14 protein-coding genes are annotated in these 18,146 nt (G+C 60.9%); 3 read left to right on the plus strand and 11 right to left on the minus strand.

Annotated elements, in window-relative coordinates; all coding sequences use genetic code 11:
• Nucleotides 1-38: 38 nt before the first annotated feature.
• Nucleotides 39-584, plus strand: a complete 546-nt coding sequence (locus AC07TV_RS08720; RefSeq protein WP_494648001.1) for a hypothetical protein — start codon at nucleotides 39-41, stop codon at nucleotides 582-584.
• Between the two features lie 76 nt (nucleotides 585-660).
• On the opposite strand, the gene AC07TV_RS08725 is transcribed toward AC07TV_RS08720, so the two are convergent.
• Together AC07TV_RS08725 and AC07TV_RS08730 are read right to left on the minus strand one after the other, a co-directional pair.
• Entirely contained in the window at nucleotides 661-1,158 is a 498-nt protein-coding gene (locus tag AC07TV_RS08725; protein WP_494648002.1) for a hypothetical protein, read from the minus strand.
• Between the two features lie 56 nt (nucleotides 1,159-1,214).
• Entirely contained in the window at nucleotides 1,215-2,777 is a 1,563-nt protein-coding gene (locus tag AC07TV_RS08730) for a CYTH and CHAD domain-containing protein (RefSeq protein ID WP_494648003.1), read from the minus strand.
• 224 nt (nucleotides 2,778-3,001) lie between these two features.
• On the opposite strand from AC07TV_RS08730, the gene AC07TV_RS08735 reads away from it, so the two are divergent.
• Entirely contained in the window at nucleotides 3,002-3,190 is a 189-nt protein-coding gene (locus AC07TV_RS08735; RefSeq protein WP_494648004.1) for a hypothetical protein, read from the plus strand.
• 231 nt (nucleotides 3,191-3,421) lie between these two features.
• Here the strand turns inward: AC07TV_RS08735 and AC07TV_RS08740 are convergent, their stop codons facing one another.
• From AC07TV_RS08740 to AC07TV_RS08750, 3 genes are all read right to left on the minus strand, one after another.
• Nucleotides 3,422-6,322 (minus strand): HD domain-containing phosphohydrolase, encoded by a 2,901-nt coding sequence (locus AC07TV_RS08740; protein ID WP_494648005.1) that lies wholly within the window; start codon nucleotides 6,320-6,322, stop codon nucleotides 3,422-3,424.
• Nucleotides 6,323-6,451: 129 nt separating this feature from the next.
• Complete coding sequence (locus AC07TV_RS08745; protein ID WP_494648006.1) at nucleotides 6,452-8,206, minus strand: PHA/PHB synthase family protein; 1,755 nt, start codon at nucleotides 8,204-8,206, stop codon at nucleotides 6,452-6,454.
• Nucleotides 8,207-8,719: 513 nt separating this feature from the next.
• Nucleotides 8,720-9,103 (minus strand): hypothetical protein, encoded by a 384-nt coding sequence (locus AC07TV_RS08750; RefSeq protein ID WP_494648007.1) that lies wholly within the window; start codon nucleotides 9,101-9,103, stop codon nucleotides 8,720-8,722.
• Nucleotides 9,104-9,171: 68 nt separating this feature from the next.
• Between AC07TV_RS08750 and AC07TV_RS08755 the strand changes: the two genes are divergently transcribed.
• Nucleotides 9,172-10,014, plus strand: coding sequence for a hypothetical protein (locus AC07TV_RS08755; RefSeq protein WP_494648008.1), 843 nt, complete (start codon nucleotides 9,172-9,174; stop codon nucleotides 10,012-10,014).
• A gap of 63 nt (nucleotides 10,015-10,077) precedes the next feature.
• Here the strand turns inward: AC07TV_RS08755 and ppk1 are convergent, their stop codons facing one another.
• The 6 genes from ppk1 to AC07TV_RS08785 form a co-directional block, all read right to left on the minus strand.
• Nucleotides 10,078-12,159 carry a polyphosphate kinase 1 gene (gene ppk1, locus AC07TV_RS08760; protein ID WP_494648009.1) on the minus strand — a complete coding sequence of 694 codons (2,082 nt, stop codon included), beginning with the start codon at nucleotides 12,157-12,159 and terminating at the stop codon, nucleotides 10,078-10,080.
• A gap of 125 nt (nucleotides 12,160-12,284) precedes the next feature.
• The gene (locus AC07TV_RS08765; protein WP_494648010.1) at nucleotides 12,285-13,625 is read right to left on the minus strand and encodes an isochorismate synthase; all 1,341 of its coding nucleotides are present in this window, start codon (nucleotides 13,623-13,625) and stop codon (nucleotides 12,285-12,287) included.
• Complete coding sequence (locus AC07TV_RS08770) at nucleotides 13,622-14,887, minus strand: class I adenylate-forming enzyme family protein (protein ID WP_494648011.1); 1,266 nt, start codon at nucleotides 14,885-14,887, stop codon at nucleotides 13,622-13,624. The genes AC07TV_RS08765 and AC07TV_RS08770 overlap by 4 nt, the downstream gene beginning before the upstream one ends.
• Before the next feature lie 176 nt (nucleotides 14,888-15,063).
• The gene (locus AC07TV_RS08775; protein ID WP_494648012.1) at nucleotides 15,064-16,032 is read right to left on the minus strand and encodes a hypothetical protein; all 969 of its coding nucleotides are present in this window, start codon (nucleotides 16,030-16,032) and stop codon (nucleotides 15,064-15,066) included.
• A gap of 82 nt (nucleotides 16,033-16,114) precedes the next feature.
• Nucleotides 16,115-17,482, minus strand: a complete 1,368-nt coding sequence (locus tag AC07TV_RS08780; protein WP_494648013.1) for an ATP-binding protein — start codon at nucleotides 17,480-17,482, stop codon at nucleotides 16,115-16,117.
• Nucleotides 17,479-18,135 carry a response regulator gene (locus AC07TV_RS08785; RefSeq protein WP_494648014.1) on the minus strand — a complete coding sequence of 219 codons (657 nt, stop codon included), beginning with the start codon at nucleotides 18,133-18,135 and terminating at the stop codon, nucleotides 17,479-17,481. The genes AC07TV_RS08780 and AC07TV_RS08785 overlap by 4 nt, the downstream gene beginning before the upstream one ends.
• Nucleotides 18,136-18,146: the final 11 nt, after the last annotated feature.

Raw genomic sequence — 18,146 nt, forward strand, 5'->3', positions numbered from 1 at the left:
TATAGTTTATACCTTTCATACCCATTCAGGAGAGCAAAATGAGCAAGGAAACCGCAGTCCAGCCTGTGAAAGATGAAGTCAAAGCGTCCGCAGTCGCAACGCCAGTCGTTGAAATGACAGCACCTGTGACTGTCGAAACCGTGACTACCGAAACCAAGAAGCAAGTTGCCACTGCCGCTGCAGTAGCAAAAGCAGCAGCCAAACCCAAGCTGGCAACAAAGGCTATTGCTGCAAAGCCGGCTCCGACACCGAAGACGTCAGCCAAAGCGGTAAAGAAGGCTCCCGCCACCGCCAAGGAAAAAGTTGCCGAAGCACCGAAGGCAGAGAAAGCAGGAAAGCTGGCCAAGGTGAAGAAGCAAGCGCCGAAGCCGCCGAAGCTGGTCCGTGACAGCTTCACCATTCCGGAAACCGACTACGCGCTGTTTGCAACCCTCAAGCAACGGGCACTGACCGCCGGCGTTGAAGTGAAGAAGAGCGAGATATTGCGCGCCGCCGTGGCAGTGCTGGCTGAGCTTGATGATGCCGAACTCGTCAAGGCGATTGGCCTAGTTGAACGCATCAAGACGGGCCGCCCGAAAAAATAAGGATATCCGCAATACCGGGAGGCTGATTCGCCTCCCGGTATATCGATGTTGCCGAGACGCCAACTTCATTTTCCCGCTAGGGGGTGTCGTTCGCAGATACCAGCTTTGCTGGGTAACGCGGAATCATGACGCCATCCTCGATTATGACCGACACGGGAGCGCTGCCATTTTTCGCTCGCCATATCTTTGCCGGTGAGTCGAAGCAGACCTTCGGCTTCCATCCTTGCGGAATGAACTCATAAACCCAATCCGGATGCTCTGATTCTCGAACGGTGACATGGAAAGTATCGCTTGAATCCCATGCGCTGATCGAAATGGCGATGCTTCCTTGGCTAGGCGTATCGGAATCGTAAGCCATGATGGCGGCAACGATGTTTGCTCCGCAGTGGCGCTCGCTCAATCCGACCAAGCCTAAAAATACGGCAATCATCAGGGGGACCGGGTGCCACAGGACGAGCGCTGCAATCAGTCCCAGCACGGCGCCGCCGATAAACCAGAGGTGCATGCGGGCTGCAAAGCCTGAAATGACGCCAGGTCTCAGCAAATTTATTTGTTCGTCAATCGAACCTGTCATCGCTCGAGAAAACGGAAGTTACAGTGCATGGCACGGCGCACGATGAAACAGTCCGGCTACTCGACACTCAAACAGATGTCTTGCCGCAACCGACGGCGAATCACCATCAGCCCCCGCCGTTCACATTCGGTACACCAGGGCTGACAGCGGCTCATCACCGACTCGGCAAGATGCAGGGCATCGGCCAACACCGCTTGCGCCTGCGGGGTATGCCATGCGGCAACGGCTACGCGGGTTTCCTTGGGGATTGCCTCCTGCGTTACCCAGCCTTGCATTCTGGAAAGCGCCACGTGGAAGTCGTTGATGAACCCGAATGCATCCTGCAAGCCTGCAACCGCCTTGGCGTACTCGACCATCTCGTCGTTATCGAACAGGGGCGCAAAAAACTCGCACGAGTAGCGCAGATGCTTCAAGGCGATGCGGAATCGATGGGCCCGTTCCGGCGTTGGCGACTTTAGCGTCTTGGTTAAGCGTTTTACTGCATTGCGGTGCAAGCCTGCGAGTTGCTTTTCAGCGAAACGGGGCAGGTTTTTCGGGAAATCATCGGTGTCCAGCTCCTGCAAATCGCGGGCAAACAAGAGGACGGGGCCGCCAAAATGCAGTTGTTGCACCTGCACCAACGCTTCCTGCTTGGCACTTTCCAATGCGGCAAGTGCTGCCTTGGCATGCGCGAGGATTTGCTGGTCATCGCTCCTCAACATCGGTTCCACGATGCCGGAGCGCATGACGTCCAGATCGCGGACATCCCCGGTAATCTGCGACAGTTCTTTGACGCGTTTCGCCCACTGCACCTGATAGTGGTGTGGCAAGGCTGGTTTGAATACCTTGATGAGACTATTGAGACGACGAAGGGAAACCCGAAATTGATGCACAAACTCCTGGTCTTGCGACGTCAGGGTGCCCAGGAGATTGGCTTGCCACATCTGCATGCCTTGGCTGGCCAGAAGATGGAAGGCTTCAGCCGAGTTTTGTCTGGCATCAAGAGGGCTGGGAGATGCTTTCTGCGGACCATTCGCTTGCTTCAAGAACAACTGATAGCCACGTTCAGCCTTGCTGACATCATGCGGAACCAATGGCAAGTGGGTCGCCAAAGCCGTGGCAAAATCGAGCAGGTCTTCCGGATTACCCTGCGCCAATTCGAGTTCAACCTCTGAAATGGGCAATATGCTGTCACCTGAGGATACGTAGCCAGTATCCACCATGACCAGGATGACAATTTTCCTGGAAATATCGATACGCCAGGTTCGCCGCTCGAACGACGTGGTGAAGACCGGAACCAGGCTCGACTGCCGCTCCTCCAGAAAAGCCCGAACTTTACTGGCATCGACGGCGCTGAAATCGAACATCCCGACATAGGGCATTTCCCACTCGGGACGGGCTGATAGACCAGCCACGGACTTGGCGGCACATTTGACCGTTTGCAGTTTTTCCGTGGGGGTTGTACGAAGCCGCAGCGCAATTCGCTCTTGATACAGCGCCAGGTCAGGAGTGTCGTAGTAGGTGTTTTCCAGTCGTTTTGTAGGGCCGGTTTCGAAGCCTGCGGTGATTAGGGGATGCGTCCCAACGCTAGCAATATCGTCGGGAGAGCAGTAGAGCTTCAATTCAACTTCGGTGGCCATGATGCAGCGAGTGGAGTGAGGATGCTGCGGAGTCTATCGAAAGCCATACTTCGGCTCTACCTTGCGCATCAGATTTGTGAATGGCCTGGGTTCTGTGGAAACCCCCAATGAGTTCTACCGCCCGGAGAGGGTAAAATCTTTGAAACTAAAAAAGCTAAAGCAAGTCAAAAAGGGCCTTTTTTGGCGGTTAGTAGTTGGCAAGTATTATTTGGAGAGAACAGCAAATGGACAATCAACAGCCTTCAAGCATCGCATTCCCTGTCGCCAGTTTTTCAGCACTATCACAGCAGCAAGCCGCCCAGAAAACGGTTGCTCAATTGCTGGACGATAAGAACGCGCTGGATGATTGGACGAACAATATCGAAAGAATCCGTCAGAGGGAATCTGACGGCGCGGTCAAGCGCACTTCGTAGGGGTTCCGCTGGTTGGTAGTGCTCAGGCAGTTTGTGGCAATTCCTAAATCTGTGATTTCATGCCAAATTGAGCAGGCACAGAAGTGAAAGGTCTAGGTAAGAAGTCCCAATGATTAGGGCGTTTGAAGGCAATGTCCGAGATCGTTAACGTATGTCCTGATAATATCAGTCGCGAACCTGCGCAAACGCTTGGAACGTCGTGTCGGAGTTCCCCGCAGAATTGACAACTGATCAAGCTTGCTTCAGTACTGCTTCGATATTGACTTCGTCAATCTGGCGTGCATCCAGAAAGCGTTGGGCAAAGCGCAAGTGAACGCCTTCGCGCAAGAACAATTCGAACAGGTCTCGATCAAGATGGCCCATGCGCACGTATCCGGCCAGCAGGGTAACGGCTTCCGAAAGCGGTTTGCCGAGCTTGTAGGGGCGGTCCGAGGCGGTTAGCGCTTCGAAGATGTCGGCGATGGCCATCATGCGGGCCTGCGGGATCATCGCGGCCGCCTCCAGCCCGCGCGGATAGCCAGTGCCGTCAAGATGCTCGTGGTGATTCCCGGCAATGTCGGGCACGTCCTTGAGGTAATCCGGGAAGGGCAGGCCACGCAGCATGATGATGGTCTGGACAATGTGATTGTTGATCAGAAAGCGTTCCTCGGCGGTCAGCGTGCCGCGAGTGACGGAGAGGCAATGCAGTTCGCCGAGGTCGAGACGATAAGTTGGCGCCGTGACCTTGATATCGGCCGGCAAGGGGCCTGCCGCCTGATGATCGATGCGGTGATCGTCGCGGTCGGCGATGAGAAACTCGACAGCCGGCAAGGCTGACGCCGGCAGGCGCTCCTTGCGTCGTTTCTCTATCTGGGAAATGCCGAGTCGGTCATCAAGCGTACGTTGCCAGGTGCGGGTGGCGATCTGCCGCAGTCGTTCTTCGGCCCCATCAGCCAAGGCTTCGCCGCCAATATTGCAGGTCGCGACAAAGGCAAAGTCATCGTCGAGAGCGGCCAGTTCGGCTCGCCTGACCGCACCCAGCGCTGCCTCATCGCCCCCCCGGGCAACGCCTCGCCAATAGGCAATTTCGGCATCGCGCTTGAGCACTTCAAAGCGTGTGCGAATCTCGTGAATGCGATCGGACAGGGTTTCCAGTTTGGTCGCCTTGTCGACCACATATTCCGGGGTCGTGAGCTTTCCACAGTCATGCAGCCAAGCCGCGATAGTCAGCGTTTCCCACTCATCCTCGTCCAGCTTGAAGTCACGGAAAGGCCCGTTATTACTCTGGCAGGCCGCCTCGGCCAGCATCAGCGTCAATTCCGGCACGCGCTGACAATGGCCGCCGGTATAGGGTGATTTTGCGTCGATGGCGCCGGCGACGACACGAATTACGGCATCGAGCAATGCTTTCTGAGCTCGCATCAGGCGTTGATTGTCGATGGCAACGGCCAGCGTGCCGGACAGGGCGTTTACAAAAGCGGCCTGCTCGGAACTGAAACCCACCTCGACAGCTGACTTGGCCAGGAAGAGCACCCCGATTGTCTTGTTTTCCCGATTGCTTAGAGGGACTGCCAGAAAGGACACCGTCTGCCCCGGGAAACGTGCCGCCAGCCAGCCGAGTCCGGCCGGCATCCCGACGGCGGCAAGCTGGCCGATGACCATGTTTTTTTCGCGGCAGGCATCACGTAAGGGATGGTCGGATTCCCCGTCGTCGATCGCGACTGCCGGTGGCTCGGTAAGCAGGCGATCCAGATTGACGTTTTGCCAGGCTGCCGGAAGCAGTTCCTTGCCTTGGTCATCCATCAGGTAGACGGCGCCCGCATCGGCGTGAGCGGCGGCGACAGTCTGGACGATCAGGCCGTCGAGCAGGCTCTTGAAATGGCGCTCGGCAGACAGTTGCGAAGCGATGTCGAGGAACTGTCTGACCGTCGAGCGCATGCCTGCCATGGCCTCCGCCAGGTCGTCCACTTCCAGCACAAAAGAGTGCACATCCTCGCCATCGAAGCGGAAATGGCGAATGGCAAGCGCATCGGAGGCCAGATTGCGCAGGTCATGCGAAATCCGGTGGGCGATCCACCAGGTTATCGGTATGGCGATCAGGAGTACGGCAAGAATCGAGGCAATGGCATAGAGGCGCAGGGTGCCGACTCCGGCCAGTAATTCGTCATGGGGTGCCGCCATGACCAGATACAACGGCTCGCCATCGGCCAGTTGGGCGGTAACGGCCAGGGTCTCCCAGTCACGCCCATCGCTGCTCAGGGTGCGGGCGCCTTTGGCTGATGCGGCGCCGGAAAACGCCTTGACCAGAATAGGCATTTCCAGGGTGTGCAACGTTGGAAGTTGAACCTGCTCGCCTTCTGCTATTCCCCATGCACCGTGTGACGCCGCCAATACCTGACCGGAGAGGTCAGTCAGGGCCAGTTGTGCCGATGGCGAGGCGCGCTGGCGAGACAGCGATGCCGAAAGATCCTTGAGGGCGAGATCGGCGCCAATAACGGCCTTGCCGTCCGGGGTTGCCTGGGCGATGGCAAAGCCGATATCGCGCGAAGGTAGCATGAATGCCGGCGTTCGAATCAGTCCGGAGCGCTCCCGAGCGGCATGAAACCAGGTCATGTCGTGTGGGCGGTGGAGTTCTTCCGAGCGCGTCGACAGCAACACCATCTCTTCATCGTAAAAGCTGACCGTGTTTCCGTGCGGGCCCGGCTCCGAAAGTTGCACCATGTAGGCCGCCTGAGCCGGTGCATCTTCATTGCGCAGGGCCGCCTTGAAGTCAAGTCGCCGAATATAGAACATCCCGCCATCGGCGAAACCGACGTAGATGGCCGAGAGCATCGGGGTCAGATCCAACGCCCGGCGGATCACGGGTAGACTGCTCAATTGTCCGTGTGGACCACCGCTGGAAGCATTGGGACGCTGGGCAAGCTGGACGACCAGGGTGCGGATTGGCTCATGGCTGGCGCGCAGTTCGGCCAAGGCTTCGCGGGCTGAGCTTTCGAATAGTGTACTGATGACATCGAGCACCATTCGGCGCGCATTGACATAGTCGACCGCAGCGATCAGTGCGCCAGTGGACAACACCAATGCCGTAAACAGCACGCCAATGTACACGTGCAGTGGATAGCGGTGGCGAGAGGCAGAAGAAGCTTCAGTCAAGGGGTTTCTTCGCGTCGACAGGTTAGCGGGCCACCTTGCGACGATGACGTTGCATATGCATGACTCCGCGGAAATCCATTTTTCGATGAGCGAAGGGCTGCTTGGAAGCCGGCACTCCGAAAAATCTGCCTATTTTTCAAAAACGTAGGTCCCGGGGGCCGCGCCGAGTTCCGGATCTACCTCGGCCTCAATGTCGGGCGGCGCCACCAGTGGCCCGCACTGTGGCGACAGCCAGGTCAGCCAGTCTTCCCACCAGCTGCCGGATTTCTTGTCGGCATGGGCCAGCCAATGTTCATGGCTTTCATTACGCTCGGGAGCAGCGACCCAGAAGCTGCGCCGGGGCGGCGTCACCACCGCGTTGACGATGCCGAAGATGTGGCCCGAGGTGGTCAGGACATAGCGCACTGGCGCCTTGACATTGACGTAGCGGCGGATCTTGTAGGACTGCCGCCAGGGAACGATGTGATCGTCTTCGGCACCTACGGCGTAGAGTGGCTGGGTGATACGGTCCAGATCGATCGGCTCGCCGGCAATCGTCAAGGCATCGCGTTTGATCAGATTGTTGTTCAGATACATCTCGCGCAGGTAGAACGAGTGCATTGCAGCCGGCATGCGCGTCGTGTCGGTATTCCAGAACAGCACGTCGATCGGCGGCAGCGGCTCGCCAAACAGATAGCTCCGCTCAAAGTAGTGCCAGATCAGGCTGTTCGAACGCAACATGCGGAAGCTCGAGGCCATGTCGTCGCCATCGAGAAATCCGGTCTTGGCCATTTTTTCCTCGAGGGCGGCAATCGAACCTTCGTCGATGTAGACATCGATATCGCCGGGTTTGGAGAAATCGGTCAGCGTCGTCAGCAGGGTCCAGTGCGCCACCGGCATGTTTTTCTCGCCGTAGTGACGGCTGGCCCAGGCCATATAGGTCGCGACCAGGGTGCCGCCGATGCAGTAGCCGGCCAGATGCACCTGCGCCGACTTGCTCAGTTTGCGTGCCACGTCGACCACTTGATCGACACCCTCAAGCAGATAATTGTCAAAATTGACCTGCGCCATGTCGGCCGTCGGATTTTTCCAGCTGGTGATGAAAACGCTGTAGCCCTGGTCGGTAAGGTATTTGACCATGCTGCGCCGTGGCGTCAGGTCGAGGACGTAGAACTTGTTGATCCATGGCGTGATGATGACGATGGGCGTCCGGTGTACTTTGGCGGTAGTCGGTGTGTAATGCAGCAATTCGACCAGCCGGTTGCGAAAGACCACGCGGCCGGGGGTGATCGCCAGATCGATACCGACCTGGAAGGCATCTTCATCGACGATGCGAATGTTTTTTGCCTGTGCATCGCGCATGAAGTTCTCGAGACCGCGAACCAGGCTTTCGCCATGGGTCTCGACGTACTTGCCCAGGGCAACCGGATTGGTCAGGAAGAAATTGGTCGGGGCCATGGCATTGAGCCACTTGCGCACCCAGAACGCTGCCCGCCGGCGCTCCTTGTCCGAGAGTCCCGGGGTTTCGAAGAGCATGTCCTCGACGCGGTGCGTAATCGCCAGATAGGTTTCCTTGACAATATCCCAGGTCGCCGACTCGCTCCATGCCGGCCCGGCGAAACGCGCGTCATCAGCATGGGGCGTCACCACATCCTCGCTCGGCAAGCCGAAGGCACGGTGCATGAGGTGGGTCTGCAGCGCGATGACATCGCCCGACATGGCGCCAATGGCCCGCGACAACTCCTGTGGATGCATCAGCCACGCCGCCTGAGCATTAAGCAGTGAGGTCGTTACGCCGAAGGGGTCAACGCGCTGCTGCAACGATGTCATCACCTCTTCGATCACCGTGGCTTCACGTTGCCCGAGACCGTGCGTCTGTTTTTTCGAAAGAACATTGGTGTCCATGATTCCCTCTGTGAAACCGGATTTTTTGTATGGGCGCTCTGAAACGCGTATCGCAGAATTGTCTTGGGCGTTTTGTCAGGGTTAGGCCTGCATTGCCGCGGAGTGCTGACTGTGTAGCCGGACTTGGCGAGGTCGTCGCCTGGCACATGGGGAACGACTCGCCTGCACCGGAACCACATTGCCGGTGGAAGCAAAACCAGAACATCACGTGCCGGGTTCCGGGCCTCACAAATTCACCACTCATCAGTGCGCTGTTACCCTCCCCGAATGCTTCGAGAGGAGAGCCATTGATAACATACTCAGGTTACAGCCTTGTGACCGAGCGCTTGTTGAGGCTGTCGGTGCACCCGACCGGTGTCCGGATGCCGCGAAGTCCTGCTTGGCGCGTGAGTGTGGCGGCAGTTGAATGCGTAGCTGGCTTGCCGCGATGAGGGCGCCAGGCCAATAAAAATGCGGCTCGCAAGCCGCATTTCGATTTTCGCTGTTTTTCCCGGTTGACCGTGGAAGTCGGGATCAGCTGGTGCCCAGCGTCACCATCAGTTCGCCCTGGGCGTTGTGTGGTTTGCTGCGCGAGGAGCGGCGACGCTGGTAATTGCCTTGACCGTTCATGTCCCAGCCTTGCTGGTTGTCAGCGAGGTAGAACTTGAGGTCTTCGGTGATGACGCGCTTTTTGAGTTTGGGGTCGAGGATGGGGAAGGCGAGTTCGATGCGCTTGAAGAAATTGCGATCCATCCAGTTGAGCTTGATCTGGTTGGGCTGATCAAGAAATGGTGGCCGCTCGTGCTGGGGGTTGGCTTGTTCTTTACGCCGGATGACGGCGGGAAGCGCAGCTGATTCAGCCGCCTGGTGGTGCTGCAGGACTGGCCGATACGATAGTTCGCATGGACGCTTTGGCATTCCGCTAGCTGTTTTGCATCAGCTCGGCAGTAAAATCCGGTTCACTATCCCTTGTCGTCTGCGTGCGTATGCCTTTGCCTGAAACGCATTTCCTGTTCTGCCGACCGCTTGCGCTGGCGCTGACTGCGCTTTGTTTGCTAGCCGTCGCCCAGCCGGTGTTTGCCGGAGAACTATCGACGGCGGCCCGGTCGCGGCTGTTTCTGGACAAGAAGGATCCCCCGCCGAAAGTCACGCCCATGAAATGGGATCAGCCGGAGGATTACGACAGTCCGGCAAGCCTGATCGAGGAGCTGCCCCCGGCTGTCCTTGAGTTGTTGGGCTTCACGCCGTTGCGCATCGAGCCGGCACCGCCTACGACGCCGCGCATCCAGGTCATCGCCACCGGTTTGGTATCTGTGGAAAATGGCGTCAAGGCCGGCTTGTCATTTGCTCGCCGCGCCACGCCTGACGGCGTGTGCCGGGTGTTCGTGTCGAAGGAGACGGCTGTCGCCCTGGACGACACAACCTTCGTGCAATGGCATGAGCGAGCCCATTGCGACCGCGGCTACAAGGACCGGGAACTGGAGGAGAGCAAGGCCAATGTTCAGGGTTACCTGATGATGGCCAAGACGGGGGACCTTTGGTACGCGTGGCAGTCCATCGATAATCGGGCGCGTCTCGTTGGTAACAACAAACCGTTTTTTGCGCCCTACCTGTTGGGCTACCGGGTGGCCAGTTCAACCATCCTGCCATTATTGAAGCGGCGCGGAGGGCCGAAGCAGGAATTGGGGTACGAGCTGGTCGCGCTTCTCACGGGCATGAGTGAGCGACAGGTCAATGCACTCTCCATGCTGTTGGTGGAAGACGCCAAGCGCAAACAGCTCAATGGCAAGCCCTGGCAGCCTTTTCTGAACGGGGCCGCGCCGGATTGAATGCGGCTCGCAAGCCGCATTTCGATTTTCGCTGTTTTTCCCGGTTGACCGTGGAAGTCGGGATCAGCTTGTGCCCAGCGTCACCATCAGTTCGCCCTGGGCGTTGTGTGGTTTGCTGCGCGAGGAGCGGCGACGCTGGTAATTGCCTTGGCCGTTCATGTCCCAGCCTTGCTGGTTGTCAGCGAGGTAGAACTTGAGGCCTTCGGTGATGACGCGCTTTTTGAGCTTTGGGTCGAGGATGGGGAAGGCGAGTTCGATGCGCTTGAAGAAATTGCGGTCCATCCAGTCGGCGCTGGAGAGATAAACGGTTTCCTTGCCGCCAGCCAGGAAGTAGAAAATCCGGTGGTGTTCGAGGAAGCGGCCGATGATCGAACGCACGCGAATCTTGTCGGAAAGTCCGGGAACGCTCGGGCGCAGGGCGCAGACGCCGCGGATGATGAGGTCGATCTCGACGCCGGCCTGTGACGCCTGGTACAGCGCGTCGATGACTTCCGGTTCGAGCAGCGAATTCATCTTGGCGACGATGCGGGCCTTGCCGCCGGCCTTGGCGGTTTCGGTCTCGGCACGGATGCCGGCAACGACATTTTGCTGCAGCGTAAACGGTGCCTGCCACAGGTGCTTGAGCGTGCGCGCCTTGCCCAGCCCGGTCAGTTGCTTGAACACTTCGCTGACGTCGTTGGTGATTTCCTCATTGGCCGTCATCAGGCCAAAGTCCGAGTAGAGGCGGGCGGTGCGCGGGTGGTAGTTGCCGGTGCCTAGGTGGGCGTAGCGCTTGAGGCCCCCGTCCTCGCGGCGGACGATGAGCAGCGCCTTGGCGTGCGTCTTGTAGCCGACGACGCCATAAACGACGTGGGCGCCGACATCCTCGAGCTTGGTCGCCCAGCTGATATTGGCTTCCTCGTCAAAACGCGCCATCAGTTCGACGACGACGGTGACTTCCTTGCCGTTCTGGGCGGCGCGGATCAGCGATTCCATGAGCACCGAGTCGGTGCCGGTGCGATAGACCGTCATCTTGATGGCGACGACTTGCGGGTCGGTCGCCGCCTGGTTGAGAAACTCGATGACCGGGGCGAACGACTGGTAGGGGTGGTGGAGCAGCACATCGCTCTTGCGGATGCTGTCGAAAATATTGACGCCCTTGCCGACGGCCTTGGGCAGGCCGGGCACGAAGGGGCGGAATTTCATGTCCGGGCGGTCGACCCAGTCCGGCACCTGCATCAGGCGAACGAGATTGACCGGGCCATTGACGCGGTAAAGGTCGGCCGGCTTGAGGCCAAACTGGGCGAGCAGGAATTCGGTCATCGCCTCCGAGCAGTTGTTGGCGACTTCGAGACGCACGGCGTTGCCGAAATGGCGTTGTGGCAATTCGCCCTGCAACTTGGTGCGCAGGTTGGTGACTTCTTCTTCGTCGACGAAAAGGTCGGAATTGCGCGTGGCGCGGAACTGGTAGCAGCCGAGCACGGTCATGCCGGTGAACAGTTCGCCGACAAATTCGTGCAGGATCGATGACAGGAAAACGAAGCCGTAGGCGCAGCCGGCCAGCTCCTCCGGGAGCTGGATGACGCGGGGCAGGACGCGCGGCGCCTGGACAATGGCGGCGTTGGAACTGCGTCCGAAGGCATCCTTGCCTTCAAGTTCGATGGCAAAGTTCAAACTCTTGTTCAGCACTTTCGGGAAGGGGTGCGACGGGTCGAGTCCGATCGGCGTCAGCACCGGCACCATTTCGCGGATGAAATAATTGCGGATCCACTCGCGCTGCGCCTCGTTCCATGTCGACCGGCGCAGGAAGCGGATGCCCTCGTTGGCCAGTGCCGGCAGGATGATGTCGTTGAGGTGCTGGTACTGCTCGGTAACGATGGCGTGCGCCTCGGCCGAGACCAGCCGGTAGGCCTCCTGGGCCGTCTTGCCGTCGGTGGTGGTGACGGTGGCGTGCGCTTTGACCTGCTCCTTTAGCCCGGCCATGCGGATTTCGAAGAATTCGTCGAGGTTGCTGGAGACGATGCACAGGAAGCGCAGGCGTTCGAGCAGCGGCATGCGCTCGTCCTCGGCCTGGGCCAGAACGCGCCGGTTGAAGGCGAGCAAACCGAGTTCGCGGTTGAGGTAATTTTCGGTCGGGAAGCGGGGTTGGGGCAGTGGATGGGTCATCGCGTCATCTCCATGTTTTTTCTGAAGTATAGGCTTTAAGTCCATCATTTTGTTGCACTAAGATTACGGTGCGATGACACTCGACGGCTGCTTGCCACGGTCAACCGGAAATTTTGGCCAAATTCTCAGGCGCGGCGACTGTCGCCCGATTCCGGCCGGACCGGCGGATCCAGTGCGGCGAGCAGGGTGCCCAGCTTGGCGGTGGTCTCTGCCAGTTCGTGCGAGGCGTCCGAACCGGCGACGATGCCGGCACCGGCCTGCAGTTCGGCTGTATTTCCGGCGAGCAGGGCCGAACGCAGGGCGACCGAAAATTCGCCATCGCCCTCCGCTGTCAGCAGGCCGATGGCGCCGCTGTACCAGCCGCTGCGTTGCTCGTGGTGGGCGGCCAGCCAAGCCTGCGCGGCAGCGACCGGAAAGCCGCCGATGGCCGGCGTTGGGTGCAAGGCGCGGACTAGTTCGAATAGCGTCGTGCCCGGACGGACGGTGCCGGCGACCCGGCTGCGCAGATGCAGGAGTTGGCCGGCCGCATGTTCCTCAGCTGGCTCGGCGACCGGCGGTATTTCGCAAAATGGCGCCAGCGCCGTGCAGACGGCCTGGACGACCAGCGCCTGCTCGTGCCGGTTCTTGGCTTCGGAGAGGGCCAGCGAACCGGGCCACGCGGTGCCGGCCAGCGCATCGGCGTCGACGCGGTCTCCGGCCAGGCGGACCAGCCGTTCCGGCGTCGCGCCGACGAAGCTGTGCTGGTCGTTGCCGTAGGCGTAGATAAGGCTGGCCGGCTGTTGAATGACGAGTTGGCCGAGTACGGCGGCTGCCGAAAACGGCCCATCGGCCTCGATTTTCCGGCTGCGGGCGAGGACGATCTTGTCTACGCGGCCGGCTTCGATGTCGCGCAGGGCAGCATTGACGCGGCCGATCCAGGCCCGCTCGGCCAGCGTTTCGGGACGGCTCGGGCGTTGGCGCGGGGCGCTGGCGAGGGCCGGGGTGGCCAGCCATTGCGGCCATTCGGCCGCGGCCTGAGCCAAGCGGCCGGCCGGTGCGCTGAGCGTGACCGAGCATTCGCCGGCAACCGATTCGAGCAGGATGGCCGGGATGGCGAGCAGGGCGTTGGGCAGCGGCGCGTTGTTGCCGGCGTCGAAGGCGAAACCGGCGAAAGCGAAGGCCGGTCCGTTGCGTCGCCAGTCGCGGCAAAAGCCGGCGAAGGCGTTGTCGAGGGCAGCCAGCCGGTTGGGGCCGGCGCTCGTGACGTGCAGGGCGTGGCCGATGGCCAGGCGATATTCGCGATGATCGGGGCGGGCGCGATACCAGTAGGGGGCGTTGGCTGGCAGCAGGTGCAACCAGTCGTTCTCCCCTCGGCCAAGCGAGAGACGCAGGCTGACCGGGGCCGAGGCCGGGGCGCCGGCGGCCAGCGCTTCAAGTCGGGCGAGCGTTTGTGGGGCGCTCAGGCAGCGACGCAGGGCGTGGATCATTGAGCGGCCTCGGCGGCAAGACGGCGCAGCGCGGCACGTTCCAGCTTGCCGGTTGCGTTGCGCGGCAGGCGCTCGACGGTGTGGATTTTTCGCGGCAGGGCGGCCGATGGCAGATGGCGGCGGGCGTGGGCGAGCAGGTCTTTCGGCGCGACGGGGCCGACGACGAGGGCAACGATGAGGTCGCCCCAGATCGGGTCGGGCCGGCCGGTGACGGCGACATCGAGGACGCCGGGGCAGGCGGCGAGGCAGGATTCGATCTCCTGCGGATGCACGTTGCGGCCGCCGCTGATCAGCATGTCGTCGGCCCGGCCGAGGATGGTCAGGCGGCCGGCGGCGTCGATGCGGCCGAGGTCGCCGGTGGTCAGCCAACCGTCGGCGTCGATGCCGCTACCGTCGAGATAGCTGCGCATGATCTGTGGTCCGCGCACCTGGAGGCGGCCGTTGGCGCCGATATGGATGTCGTGACCGGGCATCGGTCGGCCGACCTGGCCTTCGTGCCAGGCGCCGTCGGCCGGGGCGAAAGTGGCAAACTGGGCAGCAGTTTCACTCATGCCGTAGCTAGGATAGAGCGGCCAGCCGGCGGCGACGGCCCGGTCGTAAAGCGATTGCACCAGCGCGGCGCCGCCGATCAGCGCAACGCGCAGGCTGGCCGGTGGGGTGGTGCCGAGGTCGAGTAGGCGGGCGAGCATGGCCGGGACCAGCGAAATGTGCGTGACCGGAAGGGTGGCGAGGTCGGCGGCCACCTGCTTGGCATCGAATCCATCGTGGAGCAGCATGCTGGCGCCGGCCCGGGCACAGCGCCACAAAATGGACTGACCGCCGATGTGATAAAGCGGCAGGCAGTTCAGCCACAGATCGCCGGGGTGCAGTGGCAGGCGTTCATTCGAGGCGGCGGCAGCGGCGTCGAGCTGGGCGTTGCCGAGCAGCACAGCGCGCGGGTTTCCCTCGCTGCCGCTGGTCGCGATGATCAGCGCAACGTCGTCCAGCGGCCGGTTGATGGCCGGGAGCGGATTTCCACGGTCAACCGGAAAAAACGGCCGATTTTGAAAACTGCAGGCATAGGCATGGCGCGCCAGATGCAGGCTGTCGCCGGCTTCGATGACCGGCCCCTGGCGGCCGGCCAGCCGGTCGGCCAGAGCACGGCTGGCGTCAGTGAGTTCGGCAAAGCTGTAGCGCTGCCCGGCGTGCAACAAGGCGCTGGCCTGCGGACTCTTGGTCGCGGCCAGTTGCAGATGCTGAGCCAGAGAAGTGGGGGCTGCCATAAGCGTTCGATTATAAATAGACGCAGCCGGTGGCAGGGCGAGGCAGATCAAGAAAATGCCTTACGATAGCAGCCTTCGGCGGGGCGGCGCGCCGCTATCACGAGGCAATCTCATGGCCTCGGTTTGCTTGGGAATGGCTGCTCGGTACCGTCGAGTACGACAGACTGGCTTTTGCGTCAGGCCGGAAAGTGCGCCGGGAACAGCGGCGCACGGCCGGTGGCCAGGTAATTCTTGCAGCGCTCTATGTATTCCCGCGTGCTTTTCGGCATGGCTGTTCTTGCCCGGGAAACGTAGAAAATCAGGTCGCGGCCCTGGCGAATCAGCTGCAGGCCGTCCGACAGGTTGTAGGTGAACGGTGCGCTGTAGATGGCAGGCCCGGTCAGTACGGTGAGGTCGGCTAGGCGTTCGCCAGCGGTGACCATACGCGCCCAGACGTCGAAGATGTCGCTATCGGTGCGCAGGGTTTCGGTCTTGATCTTGGCGGCAACGGCGAGGTCGCGGATGGGGCCCTCGATGTCGGAGAAGGCCGGAATGCCGCTGAAGTTATCGATCATTGCATTGGAAATCAGGTCGATGTCGCGCAGGACCTGACCGATCTTGATGTAGCGGCTCTCGTAGAAGTCTTCGAGGGGAATCGAGAAGGCGCGGAAAGGTTCGCCCCACAGTTCGTCGATGCCTTCTTCGCCACTCCGGTGCATGACGCAACGACCCAGTTCCATGGCGTCGAGCAGGCATTTGCCGCATTCGCGCATGAGCGGATTGTCGCTGAGGATTTCAATGCCGCAGGCCTGCAACTCGACCAGTTTGCGGAAAATATCGGCTGCCCGGTTGAACAACGCGCCGGCCAGCATGGCGCCCTTGACGCGCTTGCGCGCCGGGTCGGCTTCCTCCACGTAGTTGGTACGCGCCTCGTGGAGACGGGTGCCGGGAATGTTGAGGCCATGCTCGGTGTGGTTGAACAGGCGCCGGGTCAGGGCATCGATCAGCTTCTTCTTGGCTTCCAGCGTGTCGGCGGGGACCGGGTAGGTCTTGATCCAGTAGCCGTCGTAGAACACGCGCTCCAGCCCGTCGATAATGCGGCGGGTGCCTTCGGGCGGGGTGTCGGTGGTGCTTGGTACTTGGGCCAGTTGGTGCGCAGTGGTCATGATCTTCTACAGAAAAGCATTGCTACGGCTCGGTCAAGTATCGCTGAATCTTGGCCGATCTGTCGTTCACAGCATACCGAGTTCAGGGTATTGCTTGGCGAACAGGGAATTGTACCGTGACCAATAGGCCTTTTGGCGTATTCGACGTATCGAGTTGCAGGAGCGCACCATGCAACTCGGCAATGCGGGCGACGATGGCCAGCCCGAGGCCGCTGCCAGGCTGGTTTCCCTGATTCAGACGATGGAAGCGACGGAGGACGGATTCGCGTTCTTCGACGGGAATACCTGGGCCGCTGTCGGCGATCGACAAGCGGACAAAGGTTTTTCCCCGAACAATCCCGACGCGGACCTGACCGCCTTCCGGCGTGTAGCGAACAGCATTGTCCACCAGGTTGCGGATCAGCACGCCCAGCCACTCGGCTTGCCCGGTAACCTGACTGTCAGGTGTTGCGGTGAGGTCGAAATCGATATTTTTGGCCAGAATCTGCGGTCCAAGGGCGGCGCAGACATCTTCGGCCAGCCGGGCCAGATCGACGATCTGCGGGTCGGGCAGGCCGGATTCCGGATCAAGGCGGGCCAGATGCAGCATCTGGTCGACCAGGTGGGCAGCACGGGTCAGGCCACTTTGCAACTGGCTCAGCGAGCGGTCGCGTTCGTCGTTGTCGCGGGCCCGTTGAGCGACCTGCAACTGGGCCTGCAGTGCGGCGAGCGGGGTGCGCAGCTCGTGCGCGGCGTCGGCCGTGAAGCGGCGTTCGGACTCCAACGTGTGTTCGACGCGCTGGAACAAGCCGTTGAGTGATTCAAGCAGGGTGCGGATTTCTTCCGGTGCGGCGGCTGGGTGCAGGGGGTGTAACTGTTGCGGGTCGCGGCTGGCGATCTGGCTGGCGATGCCATTGAGCGAGGCGAAGCCTTTGCGGGTGGCAAGCCAGACCCAGAGGCCGATCAATGGCAGGCCGAAGAGCGCGGGGAGGAGCAGGCGCCAGGCAATCTGGCCGATCAGTTCGTCGCGGATGTGGTGGTTTTCGCTGACCTGGACCTGCAGACTATGATCTTCGTTCCACTGGCTGAAATGTCGCCAATGGCCATCCGGGGCGTTTTGGGTCTCGGAAAAGCCGATTTCCGCGGTCAACGGGAATTTTGGGGCATTTTTGGAACGCATGAGCAGCGTTCCATCGGCGCGCCAGATCTGGAAACGCAGGCGGCGCTGGTATTTGTGCGTGGCTTCGCCAAGGTCCTCGATATCGTCGCCCTCGTCGTGGCTGGCCAGGGCGAGCAGGGTTTGGGCGGCCTGACTGAGCTGGGCGTCGAACAACTCGTCGACTTCATGATGGGCGTCGATGTAGCTGAAAGCCACGGTCACCAGCCAGGCAGCGGAGACGCCACCGAGCAGCAGGCCGAGCAGGCGGCGGCGCAGCGAGAACCAGACCGTTTTCACTACCGGGTCGCTCATTTCGGGATGGTGTAGCCAACGCCGCGCAGGGTACGGATCAGGTCACCGCCGAGTTTCTTGCGCAGGTGGTGGATGTGCACTTCGAGGGCGTTGCTGTCGGGTTCGTCACGCCAGCCATAGACCGATTGTTCGAGCTGGGTACGGGTCAGGACGCGGCCGGCGTTTTCAAGCAGCATCTGGAGCAGCGAGTACTCGCGGCTGGACAGTTCGATTTCATCGCCGGCCAGCGTGACGCGGTGGGCCGCCAGGTCGACGGCCAGTTCGCCATGGGTCAGCAGCGGCGCGGCGCGGCCGGCGCTGCGCCGGGTCAGGGCGCGGATGCGGGCGCTCAGTTCGTCGAGGTCGATGGGTTTGACGAGGTAGTCGTCAGCCCCGGCATCGAGGCCGGATACCTTGTCGCCGGTAGCATCGCGGGCGGTCAGGATGAGGATGGGCACGGTCAGCCCCCGGCCACGGGCGCGACTGAGGACGTCCATGCCGGACAGGCGGGGCAGACCGAGGTCGAGGACGACCAGATCGAAACTTTCGCTTTGCAAGGCCTGATCAGCCGAATTGCCATCGCGCAGCCAGTCGACCGCAAAGCCGGCCTGGCGCAGGCCGACGGTCAGGCCGTCGCCGAGTTCGGGGTCGTCTTCGACAAGCAAAATTCGCATGGGCGGATTCT

Source organism: Azonexus sp. GW821-FHT04F04 (assembly GCF_059420025.1).